Here is a 25,584-nt window from a genome sequence, read left to right on the forward strand (position 1 = left end):
CCTCGTTCAGATGGGCGTCATCAAGGGCTATCAGGATAATACATTCAAGCCGCAGGCGCCCGTGACGCGCGAAGAGTTCGCGAAGATCATTACGTCGGCTTTTTTACCTGGATCTTCCGGCGGCGGACGCGTCGCAGACCTTCGTCGACGTAGGCAGATCGCGCTGGTCCTTCGCTTCGGTCGAAGCGGCCAAGGACTTTTTGACCGGGTACTACCCGCCGAGCGGAAAAGCTTTTTTTCGATCCGACCGGCAAGGCGACGCGCGAGGATGTGGCGGTTGCGCTCGTCAAGACGCTGGGCTATCAGCCGGACGATCTGCAGAACGCGGATATTCTGGATCGCTTCTACGACTCGGAAGACGTCTCGCCGAATCTGGAAACTTATGTCGCGATCGCGGTAGAAAAGAAGCTGCTGACCGGCTACAACGATTACACGCTCAAGCCGGGCAACAGCGTTACGCGCGCGGAGGCCGCATCTCTGCTCTACCGCGTCATTAAGAATTCGTCGGCGGACAGCGGAAATGCGCTGACCCTGAACGTCGACGCGCCCGAAACGATCAGCTCCCCGACCTTCTATATCACAGGCGACGTCACCAAGGGTGCGGACGTGACCATTAACAACGAGAAGGTCGAGGTTGTCCAAGGGGCGTTCCGCGTCGGCATCCGTCTCGAGCAAGAAGGGACCTATACCTACACGATCGCCGCAAGACTGGCCGGCGGCAAGGCGGAGTCCGTCACGAAGAAGGTGACCTTCGAGAAAGGCGCTCCGACCCTCGAGGTTAAAGGCGTGCCGGTGTCGTCCGACAAGCAATCCATCACCGTGTCCTGGACGGTCAAAGACGCGAACGACAGCAGCCCCGTCGTCTACTTGAATGGCCAGAAGCAGTACGGCAGCTCTGCGACCGTCACTTTGGAGGAAGGCGACAACATCATTAACGTTAGAGCCGAGAATGCGGCTGGCAAGTCTGCCGAGGTCACCAAGCATGTCGCGTTTACGAGCGGCGGCCCCGTGCTGACGGTCGCGGACCTTCCGGAGACGACCGACAAAGAGACGATCACGGTCCGCTGGACCGTAAAGGATAAGAACGATACGTCTCCTCGCGTCTACGTTAACGATCGCGAGCAGTACTATAGCGACTCGACGACCGTCACGCTAAAAGAAGGCGTAAATACGATCGTGTTCAAGGCGACGAACGATCTCGGCAAAAGCACGACGGTGACGAAGACGATCACTTTCAGCGTGGGCACTTCCGCGTTAACCGTCGGCGATCTGCCGGCTGCGACCGACAAGGACTCGGTTAACGTGACTTGGTCCGTTAAGGATACGAACGATTCGAGTCCTCGCGTATATCTGAACGACAAAGAGCAGTATTACTCGACCTCCGCCAACGTAGCTCTCGAGCCGGGTACGAATACGATCACGGTTCGCGCCGTCAACAAGCTGGGCAAAGAAACGACCGTCACGAAGACGATCGCGTTCGAGCCGCCCGCGCCGACGCTCACGCTGCTTCACGCGCCGGAGACGACCGCCTCCAGTTCGATCTCGATCAGCTGGACGGCGTCCGACAAGAACGATACCTCGCTTAAAATGTACGTCAACGACAAGGAAGTTTACTACAGCACGAGCTATACGGCTTCCTTGCAGCCCGGAGAAAACAAGTTCAAGATTACCGCGACGAACAAGTACGGCAAATCGACGGATGTAATCTACACCGTCACTTACACGCCGGCGGCATAAAGAAACGGCTCCCTTCAACAAGACGAATGGGCCGGCCGACACGAAGAATCTCAATGCCATAGCAATCCTATCGAGAGGGGCCGGCGGCCCCTCTTTTTTTATGCCGCCCTTCCCGTCCGGACCAATGCCGACGGACGGCGCGTGAGACACCGGCCTTCGGGTCCGGTCGATACCGACCATCTAGTAACCGCTCTCATTTCGTTGTAAAATGGGGCAACCCTCTCAAGGGACGGTTACGAACGGAAAGGGAGCGCGCGCATGGGGAATTTTCGGCTGAACCGCAAATACATCCCGTTTACCTATAAAACGATGCTGCCGTATCTGGCGCTGGTGCTGCTGACGGATATTCTGGTGGGCTACATCTCGTACACGATGCTCGTCGAGTCCCGGACCGAGATGGCGGAGACGAACATCCGCACCGCGATGCGGCAGACGAGCAACAATATCGCATACCAGATGGACGAGATCACGCGCATGACGAACGCGCTTTTTCTCAACACGACGTTCCAGAACGCGCTGCAATTCAAGGGCGATACCCGGGAGAATATGCTGAAGATGAAAGACGACATCGTGCCGTACATGAAGGCGCCGCTCCAGCTGTACGGCAACAAGCTGCGGCTCGTCTTGTACGCGGTCAACGAGACGATGCTCGAGATCGCAGGCGACGACATGTCGCAGCCGATCGGCCGCAGCGATTATTACGTGCTGTCGGCGCAGGGCGTCGCGCAGACGGACTGGTTCAAGTCCGTCTCCCCGCCGAGCAGGGACAAGCTGTGGCTGCAGATCGACACCGACCGCGAGCTGGGGAACCTCTCTTATTTTCGCAAGCTGTTCGCAGCGAACGGCGCGCAGTCGCTCATCGGCTACATTCGCGTGACGGCGAGGTTCGACGAGCTGCTCGGCAACTTCGATACGTTTCCGATCGAGCAGGGCATCGCGCTCCGGCTGAAGGATAAGGCGACGGGCGCGAACCTGTACGAGCGCGGGTCCGTGGCGACGAATGCCGACGCGGGCGCCTATCTCGTCGTCAGCGAAGACATCCCCGACTCCGGCTACGCGATCGAGACCTGGGTGCCTCACCGGTATCTGAACAAAGACGCGAGCAAGATGCGCCGCGTGATCGGCGCCGTCTGCGCGATCAGCTTCGCGGTGATGGCGCTTATCGGTTTCCTGGTCGCCAGGCTGTCGGGCAAAAAAATGAAGCGGATCGTCTCGCTCGTGCGGTCGTTCCAGGAGGGCAACTTCTACAAGCGGATCGGCTTCGCCGGGAACGACGAGTTCGTGTATATCGCCGACGCCTTCAATCAGATGGCCCAGAGCATCCAGGAGCTGATCCGCGACGTCTACGAGCAGGGCATGCAGAAAAAGCAGGCGGAGCTCGACGTGCTTCAGGCGCAGATCAGCCCGCATTTCCTGTACAACACGCTCTCGACGATCGGCAGCCTGGCGAATATGGGCGAAGCCGACAAGGTGACGAAGATGGTGCAGGAGCTTTCCAAATTTTACAGGCTGACGTTGAACGAAGGGCAGGTCTATATTTCTCTTGAAGCCGAATTGGAGCAGGTCAAGGCGTATCTGGACATCCAGCGGGTCAAGTACGCGAACGCCTTCCAGGTGTACTTCGACATCGACCCCGGCATTTTGCACGTGCGCATCATCAAGCTGGTATTGCAGCCTTTCGTTGAAAATATATTCAAGCACGCCTGGTTCGGGGAATCGATCGCGATCCGGATCGCGGGCAGGCGGCTCGGCGGCGACCGGATCGCGCTGAAGGTCATCGACAACGGCATCGGCATGCGGCCGGATACGCTCAAAAGGATGCGTTCGAGCGAACCGAGCGCAGGCGGCTACGGCCTGAAAAACGTGGAGGAGCGAATCAAAATGAGATACGGCAGCGACTTCGGCATCCAGATCGGGAGCTACTACGGCGCGGGGACGACGGTCGAGCTTATTTTTCCGATGGAAAACGCGGAGATTCGGGAAGACAAGGGGCGCGGCGATCAATGACGGACAACGATATCAACGTCCTGCTGGTGGACGACGAAGCGGTCGATCTCGAATGGCTGAGACGCCGGGTGGCGGGTCACGAACAGTTGGCGGGCGCCAGCGTGCGTACGGCCACGAGCGGGTTCGCCGCGCTTGAGCTGATGAAGGGGCAGCGCGTCGACATCATCCTCTCGGACATCCGCATGCCGATCATGTCGGGGACCGAATTCGCGCGGCAGGCGAAGGAGATCAATCCGCAGGTGTCGATCGTGTTCATCAGCGGACACGAGGACTTCAATTATGCGAAACAGGCGATTCAACTGAACGCCCACGGCTACCTGCTGAAGCCCGTCGAGGACGGCGAGCTGAATGCGACGTTGACGGAGCTATGCGGCAAAATCGAGCGGGAGAGGCGGCAGCACACGTCGCTGACCGAGACGCTGTCGCTCGTCAACCAGGAGCTGCTGCTGCGCTGGTTCAACGAGTCCGCGCCTGGCGACGTCGAAGCGCATATCCGCAGCTTCCTCGCGCCGATGCTCCAGGAAGGGACCGCGGTCGCCATCGCCGAGATCGACGACCTCGCGTGGAAGACGAGCAGCTCGACCGCCGAGGAGCGTCGGGCCTGGCTTGCAGGTGCGGCCGCCTTCATCCGCCGTTTCGCGCAGGAGCGCAACATGGGCCTCGTCATCGACGCCTACGACAGCCGCTTCGTCTTGTTGGCCGCCGTGCCCGAGCCTTCTTTTCCACGCTGCTCGAAGAGCTGATCCGCGCTTTTTACGCCGAGTTCGCCTTCTCTGTCACGATCGGGACCGGGATGTACACGAATGCGTTCGACCAGTTGCACGACTCTTACGGGCAGGCGCAGGCCGCGCTCAGCATCAAGTGGATCGTCGGCAAAAACCGGCTCATCAAAGACGCCTCGCAGTGGCGCCCGAAGGAGCGGATCGCCCCGAATCTGGAGGAGATCGTCGACCGGATGCTGAAGGCGATGCTCGAGTACGACCTGACCGCGATCGACGACTGCCTGCTGCAGTTGTTCGACGGCGATCATCCGCTCTCGCAGAAGCACGAGATTTACGATCTCATCATCCGGATCACGTCCAAGCTTCATGCGGATCTGCGGCAGCTCAACGAGCATCTGTACGAGATTCTGAATTGGGATGCCCATCAGCCGCTCATCCTGTTTCAGTTCGAGACCGTGCACGACATTTTATCCTGGCTCAGAAGGCGGTTTTTCGAGTTGTCCGAGCTGCTCTATCTGAAGCGGCAGCGGCAGAAGCGCAAGCTGATCGACGACATCACGGCTTACGTGAAGGACAGGCTGGAGCAGAAGATCACGCTGAACGAAGTGGCGGCTCATTTTAACTTTACGCCGAATTATCTGGGGCAGCTGTTCAAGGCCGAGACCAACAGCCTGTTCAGCGACTTCCTGAACGATCTGCGCATGAAGCGGGTATGCGAGCTGCTGCAGGAGCCGACCAAGAAGGTGTACGAGATCGCAGAGCAGGTCGGCTACAAAAACATCATCTACTTCAACCGCCAGTTTAAGCAGCACATGGGCATGTCGCCCGGCGAATACCGCAAGAAGCACAACATTTGATGAAGCGCCGCCCCTGATGCGCCGCCACGCCTTATGAGACTCCGGTTCCCGCGGGAACAGGGGCCTCCTTTTTTTACGGCAGCATATCGCTGCGGATGCCGCTAGCGGCACCGAGTGCCGCCAAGCCCCGCGGGCCACGCGCTGCCGGGGCCGATAACCGCACCGAATGCCGCTGAGCCCCGCGGGCTGCGGCGAAATAGCGATGTTTCGCATCCTTATTTCACACAATGCTGGTCGCAGCGGCGAAATAGCGATGCGGCGCATCCTTATTTCACACAATACCGGTCGCAGCGGCGAAATAGCGATGCGGCGCATCCTTATTTTGCGCAATACCGGTCGCAGCGGCGAAATAGCGATGTTTCGCATCCTTATTTTGCGCAATACCGGTCGCAGCGGCGAAATAACGATGTGTCGCATCCTTATTTCACATAATACCGGTCGCAGCGGCGAAATAACGATGTTTCGCATCCTTATTTCACATAATACCGGTCGCAGCGGCGAAATAACGATGTGTCGCATCCTTATTTCACACAATACCGGTCGCAGCGGCGAAATAGCGATGTTTCGCATCCTTATTTTGCGCAATACCGGTCGCAGCGGCGAAATAGCAATGTGTCGCATCCTTATTTCACACGATACCGGTCGCAGCGGCGAAATAGCGATGTGTCGCATCCTTATTTTGCGCAATACGGTCGCAGCGGCGAAATAACGATGTGTCGCATCCTTATTTCACATAATACCGGTCCCAGCGGCGAAATAGCGATGTGTCGCATCCTTATTTCACACAATACCGGTCGCGGCGGTGAAATAGCGATGTGGCGCATCCTTATTTTGCACAATACCGGTCCCAGCGGCGAAATAACGATGTGTCGCATCCTTATTTTGCGCAATACCGGTCCCAGCGGCGAAATAGCGATGTGGCGCATCCTTATTTCACGCAATGCTGGTCGCAGCGGGCTACGCGCCGTCGGAGCCGATAGCGGCACCGCGCACCGCTAGGCCCCGCTAACTACGCGCCGCCCCGAACCGGCGTATCCGATCGTATACGTTTTCACCTGGATCGTTGAATTTGTATTAACTTTAGTTGTTTCGCTGAATTATGCCGCTCCGTCCCGCCTTCTATAATGAGAGCTACAGAGGAGAGAGGGGGGAGCGGATATGCGGCTGCGCAGCTTCTGGCACGATGTGAAAAAGTACAAAATGTTCTTGTTGATGCTGACCCCGGCGGTCATCTTCTATCTATTATTCGCTTATATCCCGATGGCGGGCATCGTCATCGCGTTCAAGCGCTACGATTACGCCGGCGGCATTTTCGGCAGCGCGTGGAACGGACTGGACAACTTCCGCTTTTTCTTCGACTCGGGCAACGCCTGGCAGGTGACGCGCAACACGGCGCTCTACAACGTCGCGTTTATCGTCGTCAACAACGCCCTGCAGATTTTCGCGGCGATCCTGCTGTTTGAAGTCGGAGGCAAGTGGTTCCGCAAAATCATTCAGTCGTCGCTGTTCCTCCCGTACTTCATCTCGTGGGTCGTGGTGGGCGCCATCGCCTACAACCTGCTCAACTACGACATCGGCACCGTGAACGCCATGCTGAGAGGACTCGGACTCGAGCCGGTCGACATTTACAACACGCCCGCCTATTGGCCGTTCCTGCTGGTGCTGGTGTCCGCCTGGAAGGGGCTCGGGTACGGCACGGTCATGTACTTGGCCGCCATCACGAGCATCGACACCGAGATGTACGAGGCGGCGGAGATCGACGGGGCGAATATCTTCCAGCGCATCCTGAAGGTGACGATTCCGAACCTGTACCCGACGATCATCATCCTGGTGCTGCTGGCGGTCGGCAACATTTTCCGCGGGGACTTCGGGATGTTCTACAACATGGTCGGCAACAACGGGATGCTGTTCTCCGCGACGGACGTCATCGACACCTTCGTCTTCCGGTCGCTGATCACGTCCAACGATATCGGCATGTCGGCCGCGGCCGGCGTCTTCCAGTCGGTGCTCGGCTTCGCCACGATCATGGCGGTCAACTATGCGGTACGGCGGTACGACAAAGACCGCGCCCTGATTCTAAAGAGGAGGCTGATGACATGAGCGCAACGGAGCTGAATGCGGACAAGTCGTTCGCCAAAACCTCGGGCGTCAAAAAAGACGGATCAGAAAATATTCGCCGCCATCGGGTACGGGGCGCTGACGATCATGGCGCTGCTCTGCCTGATGCCGTTCCTGCTGGTCGTATCGTCGTCGCTCACGAGCGAGAACAAGATCATTACGGCGGGGTATCAGTTTATACCGACGGACTTTTCGGTAGAGGCGTACAGCATTTTGTTCAAATACCCGACCGAGATGATCCAGGCCTACCTGGTGACGATCGGGGTGACGATCGGCGGCACGCTGCTGGGATTGTTTCTGACCTCGATGACGTCCTACGCGCTGTCCCGGAGGGACTTCAAGTGGCGCAACGGCTTTTCGTTCTTCTTTTTCTTCACCACCTTGTTCAGCGGCGGGCTCGTCCCGTGGTACCTGCTCATCGTGAACTACCTGCACATGAAGGATACGGTGCTTGCGCTGATCGTGCCGCTCGTGCTTAACGTCTTTTACATCATCGTGATGAAATCGTTCCTCGGCGGCATCCCGGAGGCGATCGTCGAGTCGGCCAAGATCGACGGCGCGGGCGACTTCCGCATCTACGCGCAGCTGATCCTGCCGCTGTCCAAGCCGGCGCTCGCGACGATCGGGCTGTTCCTGGCGCTGGCCTATTGGAACGACTGGTACAACGCCCTGCTGTTCGTGTCGGACGAGAAGCTCATGCCGCTTCAGTACTATTTGTACAAAATGCTGGGCAACATGGACGGCATGCGCAAGGCGATGATGGGCGCGGGGGGCCGTGGTTACGACGGCGATCCCGACCGAGAGCCTGAAGATGGCGATGACGGTCGTCGCGACCGGCCCGATCCTGCTGGCATATCCGTTCGTGCAGCGGTACTTCGTCCAGGGCCTCACGATCGGCGCGGTAAAGGGATGAATACGGGGCGACCCGGTTTATCGATAGAGCTTGATACGACTACCATTAGGGGGGAAGATGGGCATGTTGAGAAAAAGCAGATGGACGATGTTCACGCTTTTGTTCGCTTTTGTGATGATCATGAGCGCATGCGGCAATAACAACAAGAATTCGGGGTCGTCAGCCAGTCAGAGTACGGAGCCGTCGAAGAGCGCATCGGCTTCGGCTTCATCCTCGGCCGCTAGCGGCAGCGCCGCCGCGCCGTCCGAAGGCGCCGTCGACACGTCTAAAGAAGTGAAGCTCAAGATGATCTTCGTCGGTCCGAAGCCGGTCGACTACGATTCGGTGTTCGCCGAGCTCAACAAGAAGCTCAAAGAGAAGATCAACGCCACGATCGAAGGCGAGTTCCTCGATTGGTCCGACTGGGCGCAGAAGTATCCGCTCAAGCTGGCTGCCGACGAGAACTTCGACCTGATCTACTCGGCCAACTGGGCAGGCTACAACGACCAGGCGCTGAAGGGCGGCTTCCTCGAGCTGACGGACGATATGCTGGCTAAGTACATGCCGCAAACGTGGAAGAACATGTCCAAGGTGAGCTGGGATCAGGCGAAGGTCAACGGCAAGCTGTACATGGTGCCGCAGAACCGCGGAGAATCCGTCGAGAAGCTGATCCTGTACCGCGAAGACCTGCGCAAGAAATACAATCTGCCGGCCATCGACAGCCCGGAAGCTTATGCCACGTATTTGAAAACGGTTGCCGAGAAAGAGAAGGGCATTGTGCCGTTCACGCCGGAGACGGGCGACTGGAAGTTCCATAACCTCGACCGCGTCCTGCTCAAGCAGCAGAACGAGTGGAACATGTTCGACCTGGATATGCCGTTCGCCTTCAAGCTGACGGACGAGAAGGGGCAAGTTTTCAACGTTTACAACACGCCGGAATTCAAGCAGCTGGCGACGTATTACAAGGATCTTGCGGACCACAATGCCTGGTCGAAGAACGTCCTGAACAGCAAAAACGACCATCAGGCGGACTTCAAGGCGGGCAAGACGGCTTCGATCACGCACAACAACGGCACGCTCGGCGCGCTGATGGCGCTCATGCGCCAGGAAAATTCGCCGTACGAAGTGGCGCTGGCGGACATCAACCAAGGCAAGAAAAAGTCGGTGGCGATCTCCACGCAAAATGGCACCTCCGTTCACGCGACCTCCAAAAATCCGGAGCGCGCGCTGATGGCGATCGACCTGCTGCAAAACGACAAAGAGCTGCACGACCTGATCATGTACGGCATCAACGGCGTTCACTACGAGCCGGTCGGCGACGACAAGTACAAGGCGCTCGACAAGAACCCGAACTATACGGGCTTCTCCAACTGGAGCTTCAACTCGCCGCTCAACCGCGACAACGAAGCATTCCCGCAGGAAGCGTCCGACCTGGTCAAGAGCTGGGAAGCGAATGTGTACCACTACCCGCTCGAGACGTTCGTGTTCGACAACAGCAAGGTCAAGACGGAGATCGCCAACGTCGGCAACGTCATGCTGCGCTACGGCATCCCGCTCGAATACGGCCTGGTCAAGGACATCGACAAGGGTCTGGCGGATCTGAACAAGCAGCTGGACGCGGCCGGCATCGCCAAGATCCAGACCGAACTGCAATCGCAGATCGACGCGTTTTTGGCTAAGAACTAAAAGCGAACGCAACAGAACCGAACCGGCTATCTTCGTCAACAAGGCGAAGGTAGCCGGTTTTTTGCGTGGCTTCAGGCCCATCAAAGACATAACATGCGTTTTCGTGCAAAACGCCGCCTATATCCTAAAAATATGGCTAACGAAAGTTCATGATCTTTAGGAACGTTCATATCATTCGCAAATTTCGGGTGCGATAATAGGCGCGAAAGGAGGGTGGTCATTCAGCTTCTCTGCGCGCGGCGAACATCAAATTCGAAAGGGACGGTGGCTAAATTGAAAAGGTTCAAGCAAAAGCTCTGTTCGTTCATGATTATGAGTCTGTTATTCTCCTGTCTATCGCAAATCGGCTTGGCAAGCGTGAGCGCGAGCGATCCGTACGATGATTTGAGGATCAAATGGGCGGAAACGCTCACCGGAGGCACGGGGTACAATACGGCCGATCCTGACATCGCGAGAAAACTCGCCATGGCCGCCCAGTCGAGTTGGGGCAGCTTGAACAAGGCTGCAAACCGAACCTATCTGTGGTCCGATTTAAACAATCCCGCCAGTTCGACGGACACGACCTATAATTATACGAGAGTCAAGGAAATGGCCGTTGCGTACAAGACGTACGGATCGAGCCTGTATGGCAACGCGACGCTCAAAGCGGATATTATCGACGCGCTCGATTGGCTGTACACGAATCGGTACAACGAATCGATGGGCGCCGAGACATGGCTTACGTGGTACGACCTGGAGATCGGCACGCCGCTTCAGCTGATGGACACCGTCGTTCTCCTGTACGATGACTTGATTGCGACCCCCGCTAAATTAACCAATTATATGAATGCGGTTTCACACTATTCTCCCGATCCCACGATGATCTCGATGCATGAACCGGGTCTCGTCAACGAAGCGACCGGCGCCAATCGCATCTGGAAATCCCAGATCGTCGCTCTGCAAGGCGTGATTACGAAATCGGGCACGCTGCTGGCCGCTGCCAGAGACGCTTTGAATCAAGTGATGGATTACGTCGTGTCGGGAGACGGGTTCTATAAAGACGGGTCCTTCGTGCAGCATCTCGTCTATTCCTACAATGGCGGTTACGGGGCTAACCTCATACAGGATATCGCGAATGTCTTGTATTTGCTGAACGGTTCGTCATGGCAATCCACCTATGCAGGTCTAACCAACGTGTATCAGTGGGTTTACGATGCCTACGAGCCATTTATTTATAACGGCTCCATGATGGATATGGTCAGAGGCAGAGAGATCGCAAGGGCCGAGACCCAAGGCCGCGTCATCGGCAACAAGGTGGCGGGCGGCATTTTGCGTTTGGCTCAGATCGCGCCGCCCGCGGATGCGCAGCGCATGAAGTCCATGGTCAAATATTGGCTGCAGCAGGATCCAGCCTTGAGCTTCTACAGGGAAGCGACGCTCAGCGTTCTTCAGCTCGCCAAGGCCGTTATGAACGATACGAACATTGTCCCAAGAGGCGAGCTGTCGTTAGCCAAGGTGTATGCGGGTATGGACAGGGCGATCAGCCTGAAGCCGGGCTTCGGATTCGGCGTCAGCATGTCTTCCAAGCGTATCGCCAATTATGAGACGGGCATCAATCAGAATTACAAAGGCTGGTATACCGGGGGAAGGGATGACTTATCTCTACAATAACGATTCGCTGCAGTATGTCGATTATTGGCCGACGGTGAACAAATACCGGCTGCCGGGTACGACGGTAGATACGATGGCTCGGGCGGACAATTCGGGTGCGGCTTATACGAGTCCGAACACGTGGACCGGCGGAACGGAGCTGCTGAATCAGTACACGGCGTCAGGCATGGACTTGAAAACTTACGGAAGCACGCTTAAAGCCAAAAAGTCGTGGTTCACGTTCGATGACGAGATCGTCGCCCTGGGAAGCGGGATCAACAGTACGGACGGAAGAACGATCGAGACGACGATCGAGAACCGGAGTCTGAATAAAGCGAGCATTTCCCACGGTATCGATACGAACTCGGCGGTTGCGACGCCGGCCGGAAGCGAGCCGATGCGGCTGATGGTCAGTCAGGTGACCAACAGCGACAACGACGGCATCAACTTGCCGGAAAACACGTTAGACAACAACCTGAATACCAGATGGACCGCCCTGGGCGACGGCCAGTGGATTCAATACGACCTGGGCAAAGTGCAGCCTGTCGGGTATGTCGGCATCAATTTCTTGAGTCAAACGGCGAGAGCGACCAGCTTCGATATCCAGGTGTCCAGCAACAACACGGCATGGACGACGGTATTCAGCGGCAGCTCCACGGTAGGAGGAACGGCGGCGGACATCCAGGTATTCGACTTTCCCGATGTGAACGCGCGCTACGTGAAGATCGTCGGTCATGGCAACACGTCGAACAAGTATAACCACCTTACGGAGGTGCAAATTTATGCCCCGCATGCGCAAAATGCGTTAATTCCGATCACGGTCGCTCCGCTTAAAGCGTTGTCCACGACGAACAATCTCGAAACGATCGACAACGATATTTTTACGCGTTGGTCTTCGGTGGGCGACGGCCAATCGCTCAAATACGATCTGGGGAGCAACGTGACGGTGGGCTATGCCGGCATCGGCTTCTTTATCGGCAATGTCCGAAAGTATTCGTTCGACATTCAGACCTCGACGGACGACGCGACGTGGACGACGGTATTCAGCGGTCAAAGCGTACTGACTTCGGAAATGCACGCTTACGATCTGACGGATTCGACGGCCAGATACGTGAAAATCATTTTCCACGGGAACGATGTCGATCTGGGCAACCGGCTGTCCGAGATTCAATTCTATGCGCCGAATGCGCTGGGCACGGTACTCAATCCCCTGCATACGGTTACCAAATATAACGGAGACGAGCAGTTGGTCGTCAACGGCGTCGCCAAGCCCGCCGGCCTGGGCTGGACAGAGGCCATGTCGGCCGTTTCGACCGTCTATATGGAAGGCACGGGAGGCTACTACTTTCCGCAGCCTGCGGCGATTAAGGGCCTGAGAGAATCCAGAACAGGCAACTGGGCGCAATTGAGCGTGCTTGGCGGGACGGCCAACGTGAGCAAGAAGTACCTGACGCTCTGGTACGATCATGGGATCAACCCGGTCAATAAGGATTATGCCTACGTCATGCTGCCGAACAAGACCGCACAGCAGACGACGGCTTACGGCAACAACCCGGACATCTCGATCGTTGCCAACAATGCCAGCGTACAGATGGTGAAGGAGAATACGCTGGGCGTCACGGGCGCTAATTTCTGGACGCCGGATATCGCTGACGGTATCATCGCGTACAACCCATCGTCGATAATGCTGAAGGATCAGGCCGGCGTATTGGATATTGCCGTATCCGATCCGACGCATCTTCAGGACAAGATTACGTACGAGATCACGAAGACGGGCGCTACGGTCACGCAAAAGGATGCGAGCATCACGATTCTGCAATTGAGCCCGACGATCAAGTTCGAGGTCGATACCCAGGCCAAGGACGGCGTCTCGCATAAGCTGTCGATTCAATACGATACGTCCGCCCCTATTCCGCCGACAAGCGCAATCTCGGTCGTGGACGACGTTTACGATTATTCGAAGATTTTCTCGCATACGGCTAATCTGGTGTTCAGCTCGTCCAATGCGTCCAGGATGGGAGACGATACTTCCAAATTAGTCAGAACGAAAAACCTGCAAGAAAATGTCGTATACAAAGCGTTCGGAAGCATGAATATGGATGCCTTCGACGTGGACACCTGGTTTGCTTACAACGAGCCCATCGTCGATTTCGAATTCTACGCTTCACCGGATAATATCAACTATACGCTGGTCGCGCCTAATCGAACGGTGGTGCTGGGCACGGGGACGAATTATCACAAGGTCAGCTATAGCAATACGGTTCCGGCAGGCACCAAGTATTTAAAAATCGTATATATGAACAATACGGCCAATGCGTGGAATCCGGCGCTGGCGAGAGCCGTAATCACGAGCAAGCTCTGAATAAGATAGAAGATTCAATAGAAGATTCAATAAGAGATTCAATAAGAGATTCAATAAGAGATTCAATAAGAGATTCATAAGGGGACGAAGAAGCTTTCCGGCGCCTGGCGGCGACGGAGAGCTTTTTTTGATTCTGACTAAGGAAAGTTCATGTTCTTAAAAACCGATCATGTCCATCGATTTTGGCGAATGCCATAATGAGAATGCAAGATCCAATTCGAGGGGGAGTAAGATGAAACGGCATAGGAGAGCAGTCAAAGCATTAGCCGGCATCATTCTTTGCATGAGCATTATCGCCGGATGTTCGAGCAATAACGCGAAGGAATCGCAAACGAGCGAGGCCAGCGCGCAACCGTCCGCAAGCGCAAGCGCGAGTCCGACGGCATCGGCTAGTTCAACCGCGTCAGCAGCTCCCGCCGAGACGCAGGAGACGGCATTCACTAAATTCGATCCGCCCGTTACGATCTCAGCGGCGATAACGCTACGGCCTTCCGATAAGCTCCGCTTCGGGGATACGACAGAGAACAATCCCGTCACGCGTTGGTTGAGCGAGAACCTGGGGATCGTCACCAAGTTCCAATGGGTGGTCACGGATACGGCCGCGTTCGAGACCAAAGTACGCCTGGCGCTTGCGAGCGGCGAGGCTTTGCCGGACGTCCTGTACACGGGCGGCAGCCTGCTCGAAGAGCTGATCGATTCCGGCAAGATTCAAACCATCGACGAAGCCTACGAAAAATACGCCTCGCCGAGATTAAAGGACCTGTATGCCAAAAATCCGGCGGTATGGGCAATGGCCAAGCGAGACGGCAAAATAATCGGTCTGCCGGATGTCTCCAACGGCGTCGTCGGCAACAAGGTCATGTGGATTCGCCAGGATTGGCTGGATAAGCTGCAGCTGAAGGCGCCGACCAATGTCGAGGAGTTTGAGAAGGTGCTGGACGCCTTCACGAACCAGGACCCCGACGGCAACGGCAAGAAGGACACGTTCGGCATGGCATTCGGCGCCAACACCGGCTACCACAAGCCGACGAACAACTACATGGCGGACAGCGAATTCTTGTTCGGACAGGATCAGCCTTACCTGTGGATCAAAGGCGACGACGGGCAGCTGTATTACGGCGCCAACAGTCCGAACGTCAAAAAGGGATTGGCCAAGCTGAACGAGTGGTTCAACAAAGGCTACTTCAATCCCGACTTCGGCACGATGGACGCGGCGCAGGCGATGGCGGACTTCACTTCCGGAAAAGCCGGAATCGCCATGGCGGCAGGCTGGGCAGGCGGCTGGCCGATCGGAACGGCGGTGCAGGAAGCGAAAAGCAAAAATCAAACGCTCAATATTAAACCGTACCCGATCCCGTCGGGCATCACCGGCGAGGTCGGACGTCAAGAATCGCAGCCGTCCTACGGCACCTATGTATTCCGCAAAGGCTTTGACAATATGGAAGCCGTTTTCAAATATTACGACACGATGTACGGTTGCCTGATCGAAGATCCGAAATGTCCGTTCGCCATCGGCCAGGGAGAAGGCTACGACTATGTCATGAAGGACGGCAAGCCGGATTGGAAGGACGTGCCCGGCGGACTCGTCAGCCTGAGCAGGTATTTAATTTTCCCTTCGAACGGAACCGCGCCGACGAACGTCATGGATGGCCCGAGCATTTACCAGCGCGTCGCCGCAGGCAAGTTAGACAACGTATTCGAGCAAAAATTGGCGGCGAGCAACGATAGCTTGGCCATCGAGGGCTTCTCGGTCGCCTACCAGCAGATGGACAAAGACGTTAAAAACGGCTTCTATGGCGCCAACACGCCGACGATGAAGGAGAAATGGGAGCAGTTGAATACGCTGGAGGACCAAGCGTACCTGCAAATTATTTACGGGAAAAAGAGCCTGGACTCCTTCGATACCTTCCTGAAGCAATGGCATGAGCAAGGCGGCACCCAAATTACGAAAGAAATCAATGAAGCCGTGTCCAAAATGAAATAAGGCACGCCATTCATACATGCAAAAAAATACGGAGCGCAAAGAGCCACTTTGTCTCTCCGTATTTTTTTCTGAATGGGTATTCCCGTCCTAACGGATGAAGACAGGAGATCACCGGTATGAAAACCTTGAATCTGAGAAAAACCTGGCCGCTGCATGTGTTTTTATTGCCTTCGGTCCTGCTGCTCATCGTCTACAATTACATTCCCATGGTCGGCTTTATGATCGGCTTCGAGGACTTCAAGCCCTGGCTCGGGGTTTTTTAAGTCCCCGTTCGTAGGCCTGAAGCATTTTAAATTCATGTTTCACGATCCGGTTGCGCTGCAGGTGATCTGGAATACGCTTCTGATCGCCGTGTTGAAAATCATCGCCGGCTCGATCGCGCCGTTTGCTTTTGCGCTATTGCTCAATGAAGTCAGAAGGATGCTGTTCAAGCGGACGGTCCAATCCCTTGTTTATTTGCCCCATTTCATCAATTGGGTCATTCTCGGCGGGATTTTGACGGATATCCTCTCCACGAACGGATTAATTAATCAGTTTTTAGGCTGGCTGGGCTTGAACAGTATCGATTTTCTCCAAAGCGGGAACTGGTTTCGCGCAATATTGATTATTAGCGATGTGTGGAAAGAGTTCGGGTTCGGGACGATTCTCTACCTGGCGGCCATGGCGGGAATTAATCCGAATATGTACGAAGCCGCCGACATCGATGGCGCCAACAACTTTCAAAAGGCGATTTATATGACGATTCCCGCCGTCATCCCGATCGCGATCGTGCTGGTGACGTTGTCGCTGGGCAACATTTTGAACGCGGGATTCGATCAAGTATTCAATATGTACAACCCGCTCGTTTACCCGAAGGGCGACATTATCGATACGTATGTGTATCGCGTGGGACTGCAGCAAGGCTCCTTCAGCTTGGCGACGGCAGTCGGGTTTTTCAAATCGGTCATCGGCTTTATTCTCATCGCGACCACCTATCGGCTGGCGGCCAAATACGCGAATTACAGAATCTTTTGAGGGAAGGGGGGAGCGGTTATGCTCAAATTATCGTTATCGGACCGTGTGTTCCGGATCGTCAATCATTTGTTTTTAGCGTTGATGGCTTTCTTATGCATCTTGCCGATGGTTCACGTATTGGCGGTCTCCTTAAGCTCGGATTACGCGACAACCTCCTATTTGGTCAAGTTTTGGCCGATCGGCTTTAACCTGGATGCTTACAAAACGGCGTTGGACAGCAACAATTTTATCGTTGCCTTCAAAGTCAGCGTGCTGAGGACGCTTGGAGGTACGTTGCTCACGATGTTCCTCACGATGCTGGCTGCCTATTCGATGTCGAAGGACGATCGGTACTTTAAAGGAAGAACGCTGTACGCCTGGTTTTTCGTATTTACGATGCTGTTTCACGGCGGATTGATCCCCACGTATCTGGTCGTTCAGAAGTCGGGCCTGACCAACTCGATATGGGCCCTCATTTTGCCGGTCGCCGTCAACGTGTTTAACGTCGTGCTCATGATGAACTTCTTTCGGGGCATTCCCAAGGAGCTGGAGGAGGCGTCCATGATCGATGGCGCCGGGCATTTCCGCGTCCTGTTTACGATCTTTTTCCCGATTTCCTTGCCTTCGATCGCGACGCTGTCCTTATTTACGATGGTCTTTCATTGGAACTCATGGTTCGACGGGATGATCTATATGAATCAAGCGGACCAATTCCCGCTCGCTACCTTTCTTCAAGCTTTGATCGCGGGATTCGATTATACGAAGATCGGCCTCAACCCTTCCGATCTGGAGCAGCTGTCGGAGCGTTCGCTTAAATCGGCGCTCATGTTCATCGGCATTTTTCCGATTCTGCTCGTGTATCCCTTTTTTGCAAAAGTACTTCGTTAAGGGAATGACTTTGGGATCTGTAAAAGAGTAGACGACCGTCGTATGATAAAGAAATAAAATTCGACGTGCCGGCGGCCGCCTTACAGCATCGGTTGGCCGGCCCTGCGGCACCTCGAATGGCCAGGTCTTTGATGGGACGGGGAATCCGATGAACCTGATTACGAAGGTTATCTTGCTGATCGTCATGATTCTGATACCCATATTAGGGCTCTACGCGTATTCCTATCGTCAGTCCGTTCATGTCATCGAGCATCAGATCAATACGAGAAACGAAGAGAAGCTGGCTAACTTTCTGAATCAAATCGAATTTTTGTTGGACCAGAACATGCTATTTGCCGCACTCGCGACCAAGGACCCCGAGATCAAAAGCGTAGCCTTCGGAAACTTGCCAGATTCGGGTTATGACCGTTTTAATGTGATTCAGTCTCTTCAAAGCAAGCTCAGCTTGTTTAGCATTACGAATAAAATCATGAATGTCATCTCCATCTATTTCCCAAGAAGCCAATTGTTCTTAACAACGGATACGACATCGGCGTTCGATCGAGATGCGTTTCTAAAAAAGCTACACGCCCAATTGGCGACTGAACAAAGTGGAAGTTAACGATATCCCCATGGATGCCTTTTCCCGCTTTTTTGCATCCCCTTTTCATGAGGATCCGGACGGCCTCATGAATGCCGAGCTGATCATTCGCGTGGATTTTTTCACGCAGAACATTACTAATTTGCTGGACGGCTTTAAGCTGGCGGGCAATAGCGACGCCTTTTTTTTATCGAAGCGCGGACGAAGTGGTGTACAGCAGTACGGCCAATACGCAAAGGATTCGGGCAGCTTATGCAAAACCACCCCATAGATGAATATACGAGCAAATCCAAGTTTCACGATATCGTGTCCATCGACGGCAAGAAGTATCTGCTGTATACGCTCGCTTCGAGCAAGGTGGACTGGAGCCTGGTCGATATCGAGCCGCTGGACGAGATTCTGAAGCCGGTCGTTCACAGCAGAAATTTATTTTATGCGATTTTGCTGCTGCTGCTGTTGCTGGGCACCCTTGCGGCATCTCTTTTGTATTTTCATATTCAAGTTCCCATTCGGATCCTGATCCGCGGCGTTGAGCACATTAAAAACAAAAATTTCGGCTATCGGATCAGGAAGCGGCGCAACAATGAATTCCAGCAGCTGTTCGATTCCTTTAACGGCATGGGAATGGAGATCGACCATCTGTTGAAGCGCGTCTACGCGGAAGAGATTCGCTCCAGAGAAGCCGTGATGAAGCAGCTTCAATCGCAGATCAACCCCCATTTTCTGTACAATTGCCTGGCCTATATGATCAATATGGCCAAGATGAACAACAACAAATCCGTCATCGCGATGGCGCATAACCTGGGTGACTACTACAAATATACGACCCGCAACGAAACGCTGGTGACGACGTTAATCAACGAAATCGAGCTGGCCGTTAACTATATGAACATCATGAATCATCAATTGGATAAATTCCAGTATACGTACGATATTCCCGAATCGATGAGAGCGATCAAGATTCCGAAGCTCATCTTCCAGCCGATCATCGAAAACGCGATCGTGCACGGTCTTGAAGAAATTTTAGAGGATGGCTGGATTACGATCGTGGGCATCGAGGAGCCGGACGGGTATCGTCTCATCGTCGAGGATAACGGGCCTGGCCTGTCGGAGGAGAAGCTGGAAGCGCTTAAGTTAAAGGTTGCCATGGAAAACAACGAGAGCGAACAAACCGGACTATGGAACGTTCATCACCGTTTCAAATATTATTTCGGTCCGAACGCAGGCATGCAATTGAACCATTCGGCGCTGGGCGGCCTGAAGGTCGAACTCTATTGGGGCAAATAGAAAGGGCGTGAAAGCGATGTTTTCTTTGTTGATCGTGGACGACCACAAGCATCAGGTCGATACGCTGGCAGCTACCGTGGACTGGGATGCAATCGGCATCTCCGCCGTTCATAAAGCCTACGGAGGGCAAAGTGCGCTGGCCATGATCGAAGCGCACCCGATCGACATATTGATCACCGACATTCACATGCCCGGCACGACAGGACTCGATCTGATCGAATTCATCGACAGGGGCAATCTCAAAATAGACTGCATCCTGCTCACCGGCTATGCGGAGTTCGAATACGCCAAAAAGGCGATCGAGCTGCACGCCGTCGATTATTTGATCAAACCCGTTCGGGACGAGGTGCTGCTGGAGTCGGTGAGAAAAATTATTGCTAAACGGCAAACCGATTTGCGGCAGCATCAAAGCTTCGAGCATGCAACCTCGCTTCTTCATCGAAACTTGCCCTTGCTGAAGGAAAACCTGCTGCATGATATTTTGCAAGGGGTCAGACTGACGGGCAATCAACTGGCGGAAAAGCTGGGCATGTACCGAATTCCGGTGCGGATCGGAGATTACGTTAAAGTCGCCGTCGTTAAATTCGATCCCGAATTCTACGATTCCTACGACGCGTACGATATGAAGTTATTCGAATATGCGATGAAGAATATAGCGGAGGAGCTGCTGGCGTCCCATTTCCATCTGTGGTTCGGCAAAACGATGCAAGGCAACTTGACGTTATTGCTGTTGCCCCATGCGGCGGCAGCGGCCGGGACGGACGCTTGGACGCCGTCATGCCAGGATTCGCTGGCGTCTTTGGCTAATCGCCTGGTGGAGCAGGTCGAACAGTATTTAAAAGGGAAGGTAGCCGTCTATCTCTCGAGCCCGGCGCAATTTCCGAAGGAAGTCCATTCCGTCTACCTGTCCGTGCTGTCTAAGGTGATGAAGTCGGGGGGAACGACAGGGTTTTTTTGTCGTCGCGCCGGATGCGGCCGCTCATCGAAAACTGACGCCGCTTAGCGCGCTCTATCAAGTGCCGATGCTCGTGCAGTTGATGGATATGGGGGGATATGGATAAAATCAACGAAAAGCTTGCGGCGATTTTTAGTGAATTGGAGCGCGTTCATCCGGATTCGCAAGCGCATATCCGCGAGGCCTATTTACATCTGCTCAGCTGCTTCACCTATCTGGCGCACAAGAAAGGAATCGTGCTGGAGGATATCATAGGGACCGTATCGTCGCATTCGGAAAGCCAGGCGTTCCATTCGGCCAAGCAATTAAAAGCATGGAGCGGGATCATCCTGGAAGCGCTGATGAACGATGCGCCCGTTAAAAACGACGAGAACCATAGGCAGTTGATCCATAAAATTCATAGCTACGTTCGGCAAAACCTGGGGAATGACGTCAATCTTCAAACGATCAGCGAAGCCGTCTATTTGCATGCGGTGTATTTGTCCAAAATATACAAAGAAATGACCGGCATGAACTTAAGCGAATACATTTTGCGCGTACGCATGGAAGAAGCCAAAAACCTGCTGGAAAATACGTCCTGTAAAATTTACGAGATCACCGAAAAAGTCGGCTACCAGAGTCCGCAGCACTTCATCAGGCGGTTCAAGCAATATTACGGCGTGACGCCGGAGATCTATCGCAAGAGGTAAGGGCGTAAAAGAGGTGAGTCGGTTGTAAAAGAGGTAAGCCGCTCGTACAAGAGGTGAGCCGGTCGTAAGAGGTGAGCCGGTCGTAAATGAAGAGGTGTCGTTGCATTTTTGCCGACCGGCGCGGGCTTGCGCCGGTCGGTTCAGTATCCGGATCGTTTACCGAACGCTCCCTTGCGCCTCGGCTTCGATCGTTGCCTTCATCACCTGCGACCCGCGGTCGACGCGCGCCTGGATCTCGGCAGCCAGGCCGTCCGGCAGAAAGTCCGTCGTCCATACGAGCAGGGCGCCGCCGTCTTCGTGCGGGAAGACCTGAAACGAAGCATGGTGATGCAGCAGCGGGGTCTGGCTCTCGACGACGGCATACGCCATGCGGCGCGCCTGATCGTCGACGGACACGATGTACTCGCGCACCACGTTGCCGCCCAGCATCGTCAGCGTCCGTTCATGACCGTTCATTCGCGTATCCTCGGTGTACTTGGGAACAAGGCGGCGATGGACGGCTCCGACGTCGCGGACGGCGTCCCATACCTGTTCGGGCGTAGCTTCAATGAGGATCTCCTTGCGAATCGTTGGCAAATGATCACGCTCCTTGGGTCCCATTATATAGAAGCCGGTAAACATTTCAACCAAATACGGAAATCGATCATGTCAACTCATTCTCCCTGCTGTCACACTGGGATCAGCCGACTCCTCCTATTCAGCTGCCGCGACGCCCGTCGGCATTCCACGAATCGAAGGGAGAAGATTGATGAAGTTGACACGCAAGGCCAGAAGCAGGTTGCTCGCCGGTCTTTGTCTGCTCCTCTCGCTCATGCCCTCCGCCCTCGCTTTCCCGCACCCAGCCTCCGCCACCGCCGTACACACTGTCACGATCAACCCGAATACCGTCGTCCAATCGGATTACAAGGGCGTCGGCGTCAACCTCATTCCGAGCGCCCTCATGGCGAAGTCCAGGGAGCAAGGGTACACGGCCGCGCATTGGGAAATGGACAAAGAACGCATCCTGGCGATGAAGCCGAAGGTGGCCCGCGTCTGGTTCCAGATCGACTGGATGGAGCCGGCCAAAGGGTCTTACTCCTGGGACAATCTGAAGATGCAGGCGTTTTGCCAGTACCTCGACGTCCTGAAGAGCGCGGGGACCGAGGTCGAACTGAACTTCGGCTGGAAAAACGGCTCGACGATTCACGGCTGGTTCCCGATCGCAGGAAGCACGACGCCGTACGAGAGCGCGCCGGCGGACCTGGACGCGTTCGCCGCCTCGGCTTCGGCCGCCCTGCAGCAGTTGATCTCGGTCAGGGGCTACACGAATATCAAGTACATGACATTCTACAACGAGCCCAACGGTTCCTGGGACTTCGAAGCGCCGGGCGACCAGAAGCTCTACTATGCGAATATGGTCAAAAAAGGTGCATGACCGGCTCGTCGCCGACGGCCGCCGCAGCCTGGTGAAGCTGTGGGGACCGGAGGAGACGGGGGCGCCGGAATGGACGCAATATATGAAAACGAACATCGACAGCTATCTCGACGGCTACAGCTTCCACGTCTATGGCGAGCCGTATGCGACGCTAAGCACGGCGATTTCCGCCCGCACGTCCGTGTTCGGCTCCAAGCCGGTGTACTTGACCGAGTTCGGCTGGGCGAGCGACAACGACAGCGGCTGGGACTCCGGCTACGCCAACACGGTCATCAAGTCGGCCAACGAAGGCGTGAACGGCGCGCTGGTCTGGCAGTTGAACGGCGGCTACTCGACCGATCCCGACGGCAGCACGAACGGCAACTACGATCTCTACGATGCGCTGTACACGGGACTGACGCCCAAAAAAGCGTACTATGTGGCCGGACTGCTCGCGCGTTACGTCCCGGCGCACAGCTCGGTCGTCTCCGTCAGCACCGGCTCCGCCGACATCCGGGCCGCCGCCTTCAAGACGAGCGGCGGCGACTACACGATCGTGCTGGAGACGAAGGCCGGCACCGATCGCAGCGTCACGTTCAACTTCAGTGGCGTCAACGTCGGCAAGACGTTCCGCAAGCACGTCTACCAGGACACGGTCTCGCTGAACGCCAATGCCACGATCCCGAAGTCCGTCGCGAGCTTCGCCGCGGGCACCTCGTTCACCGACGGCGCGATCGACGCGAACTACAACGTGATCGTCTACACGACGCTGCCGGCGCAGACGCAGGTGGAGGTGTCGCCGGTCAATCCGACCGTAACCGCGGGCCAATCCGTCACGCTGTCCGCGAGCGTCGTCGACAATACCGGCGGCGTGACCTGGAGCGTCGTCGGCAGCGGCAACGGCACGATCTCGACCGGCGGCGTCTACACGGCGCCGCGCGTCATCGCAAGTAAGCTGGTCGCCGTCAAGGCGGCGAGTACGGCCGATCCGTCGAGCTACGGCATCGCGCTCGTCCGGGTGAATCCGGACGGCTCCGCGCAGCCGGCCAACGCCGGATTCGAATCGCCCGCCACGACGGGCACCGTCGTCGGTCCGACGACCGCCGGCTGGGCGTTCAATTCCCGGGCGGGCATCCAGCGCAACGGCAGCGTCTTCGGCGCGCTGGATTATGCGCCCGAGGGGCTGCAGACCGCCTACCTGAAGACGGACGGCGGCGTGGCGGGCGAGTTCAGCCAGAGCGTGACGCTGGCTGCGGGAAGCTACACGCTGAGCTTCAAAGCGGCTCAGCGCGCGAGCTACGGCGGCGCCCAGTCGTTTAACGTCCTGGTCGACGGCGCGGTCGTCGGTTCGTTCACGCCTTCCTCGGGCGCGTTTGCGCCCTATACGACGGGCGCTTTCACCGTGTCCGCAGGGAGCCGCGCGATCAAGTTCGCCGCCACGACGACCGCCGGCGATAACACGGCGTTCATCGACGAGGTCATGCTGAATCCGGCTGCCGTAGTTCCGGTCACGGGTGCCGGCTTCGAGTCGCCGTCCGTCGCCACCGCGTCGACCAAGACGGCTTGGGGACCGGCCACCTACGGCGGCTGGACGTTCAACAGCCGCGCCGGCCTCCAGTACAACGGCAGCGTGCTGGGACCGTCCGCCGTTGCGCCCGAGGGCGTGCAGACCGCCTACCTGAAGACGGACGGCGGCGTGCCCGGCGAGTTCAGCCAGAGCGTGACGTTCCCGTCGGCCGGCAGCTACAAGGTAACCTTCAAGGCGGCGCAGCGAACGAGCTTCGGGGGCGTCCAGTCGTTTACCGTCCTGTACGACGGCACCGTCATCGGCTCGTTTACGACGACGGCCGGGACTTACGCCTCGTTCGCCACCGTCAATTTCGCGGCAACGGCCGGCAGTCACACGATCAAATTCCTGGCGACGACGACGACCGGGGACAACACGGCCTTCATTGACGACATCGCCATCACCGCGGCGTGACGCGGAAATAACCAAACGGTACGAAGCTGAGGGACTCCCGCTGCTTCGTACCGTTTTTGTTTGGTGTGGTGTGTTCGCACGCAAAATGGCGCAAAATTGAGCTATTCTCGCTCGCGCACACTTTCCTGGCCCGCGCGCCACTCACGCAACACACAGAATAGCTCAAAATTGAGCTATTCCTCGCCCGCGCACACATCCCGATCCCGCGCGCGACTCGCGCAGCACACAGAATAGCTCAAAATTGAGCTATCCCCGCCCGCGCACACCTCCCGATCCCGCGCGCGACTCGCGCAGCACACAGAATAGCTCAAAATTGAGCTATCCCCGCCCGCGCACACCTCCCGATCCCGCGCGCCACTCACGCAACACACAGAATAGCCCAAAATTGAGCTATCCCCGCCCGCGCACACCTCCCGATCCCGCGCGCCACTCGCGCAGCACACAGAATAGCTCAAAATTGAGCTATTCCCGCCCGCGCATACCCAAGTGAGTTGATGTTATGAAAAAAGCCGGGCAGCTGCACTCCCTTTAGAGGAGCTGGCCCGGCTTTTGCTATGTGTCGATACTGCGTCTCGCTTCCGCCTGACCTCCCGGATCGCGTCGCGGATCTGCGCAGGCGACCAGTAGCCCGCGCCAAGGCTTCCCAGTCCGCCGGCATTGGACACCGCGGCGGCCAGTTCGGGCGTGGCGGGTCCGCTCGCCATCGGCGCTTGCACGATCGGATAGGCGATGCCGAGCTTGCGCGTGAACGAGGTCTCCATTTTCATATCCCCTCCGTAGTTCGTTCCCCAGTACAAGCATGAAAACAAAAAAAACCGGCATTA

General features: G+C 56.1%; 20 protein-coding genes and 3 pseudogenes. 20 read left to right on the top strand and 3 right to left on the bottom strand.

What is annotated here, in order from left to right; translation table 11 throughout:
• Positions 1–270 precede the first annotated feature (270 nt).
• The 10 genes and pseudogenes from OMP40_RS19700 (at position 271) to OMP40_RS19745 (ending at position 14,010) form a co-directional block, all read left to right on the top strand.
• Positions 271–1,737 (top strand): S-layer homology domain-containing protein, encoded by a 1,467-nt coding sequence (locus tag OMP40_RS19700; protein ID WP_277533904.1) that lies wholly within the window; start codon positions 271–273, stop codon positions 1,735–1,737.
• 258 nt (positions 1,738–1,995) lie between these two features.
• A complete protein-coding gene (locus OMP40_RS19705; RefSeq protein ID WP_277533906.1) occupies positions 1,996–3,744 on the top strand; it encodes a sensor histidine kinase in 1,749 nt (582 codons plus the stop codon).
• Positions 3,741–4,487, top strand: coding sequence for a response regulator (locus OMP40_RS19710; protein WP_277533908.1), 747 nt, complete (start codon positions 3,741–3,743; stop codon positions 4,485–4,487). Before OMP40_RS19705 ends, OMP40_RS19710 begins: the two co-directional genes overlap by 4 nt.
• A 50-nt stretch (positions 4,488–4,537) precedes the next feature.
• A complete protein-coding gene (locus OMP40_RS19715) occupies positions 4,538–5,323 on the top strand; it encodes a helix-turn-helix domain-containing protein (protein ID WP_277533910.1) in 786 nt (261 codons plus the stop codon).
• A gap of 202 nt (positions 5,324–5,525) precedes the next feature.
• Positions 5,526–6,032: a hypothetical protein gene (locus tag OMP40_RS19720; RefSeq protein ID WP_277533912.1), complete on the top strand. Its 507-nt coding sequence runs from the start codon at positions 5,526–5,528 to the stop codon at positions 6,030–6,032.
• A gap of 449 nt (positions 6,033–6,481) precedes the next feature.
• A complete protein-coding gene (locus OMP40_RS19725) occupies positions 6,482–7,423 on the top strand; it encodes an ABC transporter permease (RefSeq protein ID WP_277533913.1) in 942 nt (313 codons plus the stop codon).
• A 15-nt stretch (positions 7,424–7,438) separates the two neighbouring features.
• Positions 7,439–8,354, top strand: a pseudogene (locus tag OMP40_RS19730) (carbohydrate ABC transporter permease).
• A 63-nt stretch (positions 8,355–8,417) separates the two neighbouring features.
• Positions 8,418–10,019: an ABC transporter substrate-binding protein gene (locus OMP40_RS19735; protein ID WP_277533915.1), complete on the top strand. Its 1,602-nt coding sequence runs from the start codon at positions 8,418–8,420 to the stop codon at positions 10,017–10,019.
• 273 nt (positions 10,020–10,292) lie between these two features.
• The gene (locus OMP40_RS19740; RefSeq protein ID WP_277533917.1) at positions 10,293–11,669 is read left to right on the top strand and encodes a polysaccharide lyase family 8 super-sandwich domain-containing protein; all 1,377 of its coding nucleotides are present in this window, start codon (positions 10,293–10,295) and stop codon (positions 11,667–11,669) included.
• Positions 11,650–14,010 carry a polysaccharide lyase family 8 super-sandwich domain-containing protein gene (locus tag OMP40_RS19745; protein ID WP_277533919.1) on the top strand — a complete coding sequence of 787 codons (2,361 nt, stop codon included), beginning with the start codon at positions 11,650–11,652 and terminating at the stop codon, positions 14,008–14,010. Before OMP40_RS19740 ends, OMP40_RS19745 begins: the two co-directional genes overlap by 20 nt.
• 156 nt (positions 14,011–14,166) lie before the next feature.
• Here the strand turns inward: OMP40_RS19745 and OMP40_RS19750 are convergent, their stop codons facing one another.
• Entirely contained in the window at positions 14,167–14,451 is a 285-nt protein-coding gene (locus OMP40_RS19750) for a hypothetical protein (RefSeq protein WP_277533921.1), read from the bottom strand.
• 103 nt (positions 14,452–14,554) lie between these two features.
• On the opposite strand from OMP40_RS19750, the gene OMP40_RS19755 reads away from it, so the two are divergent.
• The 8 genes and pseudogenes from OMP40_RS19755 to OMP40_RS19790 all read left to right on the top strand — a co-directional run bounded on the left by OMP40_RS19755 (position 14,555) and on the right by OMP40_RS19790 (position 21,386).
• Positions 14,555–15,994: an extracellular solute-binding protein gene (locus OMP40_RS19755; RefSeq protein WP_277533923.1), complete on the top strand. Its 1,440-nt coding sequence runs from the start codon at positions 14,555–14,557 to the stop codon at positions 15,992–15,994.
• 116 nt (positions 15,995–16,110) lie between these two features.
• Positions 16,111–17,008 (top strand): annotated as a pseudogene (locus tag OMP40_RS19760) (ABC transporter permease).
• A gap of 18 nt (positions 17,009–17,026) precedes the next feature.
• Positions 17,027–17,906 (top strand): annotated as a pseudogene (locus tag OMP40_RS19765) (carbohydrate ABC transporter permease).
• A 117-nt stretch (positions 17,907–18,023) separates the two neighbouring features.
• Positions 18,024–18,476 carry a hypothetical protein gene (locus OMP40_RS19770; RefSeq protein ID WP_277533925.1) on the top strand — a complete coding sequence of 151 codons (453 nt, stop codon included), beginning with the start codon at positions 18,024–18,026 and terminating at the stop codon, positions 18,474–18,476.
• Positions 18,466–18,726: a hypothetical protein gene (locus OMP40_RS19775; RefSeq protein WP_277533927.1), complete on the top strand. Its 261-nt coding sequence runs from the start codon at positions 18,466–18,468 to the stop codon at positions 18,724–18,726. The genes OMP40_RS19770 and OMP40_RS19775 overlap by 11 nt, the downstream gene beginning before the upstream one ends.
• On the top strand, positions 18,708–19,742 hold the full coding sequence (locus OMP40_RS19780; protein ID WP_277533929.1) for a sensor histidine kinase: 1,035 nt from the start codon (positions 18,708–18,710) through the stop codon (positions 19,740–19,742). The genes OMP40_RS19775 and OMP40_RS19780 overlap by 19 nt, the downstream gene beginning before the upstream one ends.
• Before the next feature lie 16 nt (positions 19,743–19,758).
• Positions 19,759–20,745 carry a response regulator gene (locus OMP40_RS19785; RefSeq protein ID WP_277533932.1) on the top strand — a complete coding sequence of 329 codons (987 nt, stop codon included), beginning with the start codon at positions 19,759–19,761 and terminating at the stop codon, positions 20,743–20,745.
• A gap of 50 nt (positions 20,746–20,795) precedes the next feature.
• Positions 20,796–21,386: a helix-turn-helix transcriptional regulator gene (locus OMP40_RS19790; RefSeq protein WP_277533934.1), complete on the top strand. Its 591-nt coding sequence runs from the start codon at positions 20,796–20,798 to the stop codon at positions 21,384–21,386.
• Positions 21,387–21,542: 156 nt separating this feature from the next.
• Here the strand turns inward: OMP40_RS19790 and OMP40_RS19795 are convergent, their stop codons facing one another.
• A complete protein-coding gene (locus tag OMP40_RS19795) occupies positions 21,543–21,962 on the bottom strand; it encodes an SRPBCC family protein (RefSeq protein WP_277533936.1) in 420 nt (139 codons plus the stop codon).
• A gap of 169 nt (positions 21,963–22,131) precedes the next feature.
• Here OMP40_RS19795 and OMP40_RS19800 point away from each other — a divergent pair, with 169 nt between their 5' ends.
• A complete protein-coding gene (locus tag OMP40_RS19800; protein WP_277533938.1) occupies positions 22,132–22,800 on the top strand; it encodes a hypothetical protein in 669 nt (222 codons plus the stop codon).
• Positions 22,772–24,760, top strand: a complete 1,989-nt coding sequence (locus tag OMP40_RS19805; protein ID WP_277533939.1) for a glycosyl hydrolase — start codon at positions 22,772–22,774, stop codon at positions 24,758–24,760. The genes OMP40_RS19800 and OMP40_RS19805 overlap by 29 nt, the downstream gene beginning before the upstream one ends.
• Positions 24,761–25,257: 497 nt before the next feature.
• Here OMP40_RS19805 and OMP40_RS19810 read toward each other — a convergent pair whose 3' ends face one another.
• On the bottom strand, positions 25,258–25,521 hold the full coding sequence (locus OMP40_RS19810) for a nitronate monooxygenase (RefSeq protein ID WP_420872000.1): 264 nt from the start codon (positions 25,519–25,521) through the stop codon (positions 25,258–25,260).
• Between the last annotated feature and the right edge of the window lie 63 nt (positions 25,522–25,584).

This window comes from Cohnella rhizosphaerae, assembly GCF_029525575.1.
GTDB classification, from domain to species: Bacteria; Bacillota; Bacilli; order Paenibacillales; family Paenibacillaceae; genus Cohnella; species Cohnella rhizosphaerae.

Bases quoted from the DNA above. Each gene is read 5' to 3' on its own strand.
- OMP40_RS19705 (WP_277533906.1), top strand. From the start codon at position 1,996: ATGGGGAATTTTCGGCTGAACCGCAAATACATCCCGTTTACCTATAAA.
- OMP40_RS19710 (WP_277533908.1), top strand. From the start codon at position 3,741: ATGACGGACAACGATATCAACGTCCTGCTGGTGGACGACGAAGCGGTC.
- OMP40_RS19715 (WP_277533910.1), top strand. From the start codon at position 4,538: ATGTACACGAATGCGTTCGACCAGTTGCACGACTCTTACGGGCAGGCG.
- OMP40_RS19720 (WP_277533912.1), top strand. From the start codon at position 5,526: ATGTTTCGCATCCTTATTTCACACAATGCTGGTCGCAGCGGCGAAATA.
- OMP40_RS19725 (WP_277533913.1), top strand. From the start codon at position 6,482: ATGCGGCTGCGCAGCTTCTGGCACGATGTGAAAAAGTACAAAATGTTC.
- OMP40_RS19735 (WP_277533915.1), top strand. From the start codon at position 8,418: ATGTTGAGAAAAAGCAGATGGACGATGTTCACGCTTTTGTTCGCTTTT.
- OMP40_RS19745 (WP_277533919.1), top strand. From the start codon at position 11,650: ATGACTTATCTCTACAATAACGATTCGCTGCAGTATGTCGATTATTGG.
- OMP40_RS19770 (WP_277533925.1), top strand. From the start codon at position 18,024: ATGAACCTGATTACGAAGGTTATCTTGCTGATCGTCATGATTCTGATA.
- OMP40_RS19780 (WP_277533929.1), top strand. From the start codon at position 18,708: ATGCAAAACCACCCCATAGATGAATATACGAGCAAATCCAAGTTTCAC.
- OMP40_RS19785 (WP_277533932.1), top strand. From the start codon at position 19,759: ATGTTTTCTTTGTTGATCGTGGACGACCACAAGCATCAGGTCGATACG.
- OMP40_RS19790 (WP_277533934.1), top strand. From the start codon at position 20,796: ATGGATAAAATCAACGAAAAGCTTGCGGCGATTTTTAGTGAATTGGAG.
- OMP40_RS19805 (WP_277533939.1), top strand. From the start codon at position 22,772: ATGCGAATATGGTCAAAAAAGGTGCATGACCGGCTCGTCGCCGACGGC.
- OMP40_RS19810 (WP_420872000.1), bottom strand. From the start codon at position 25,521: ATGGAGACCTCGTTCACGCGCAAGCTCGGCATCGCCTATCCGATCGTG.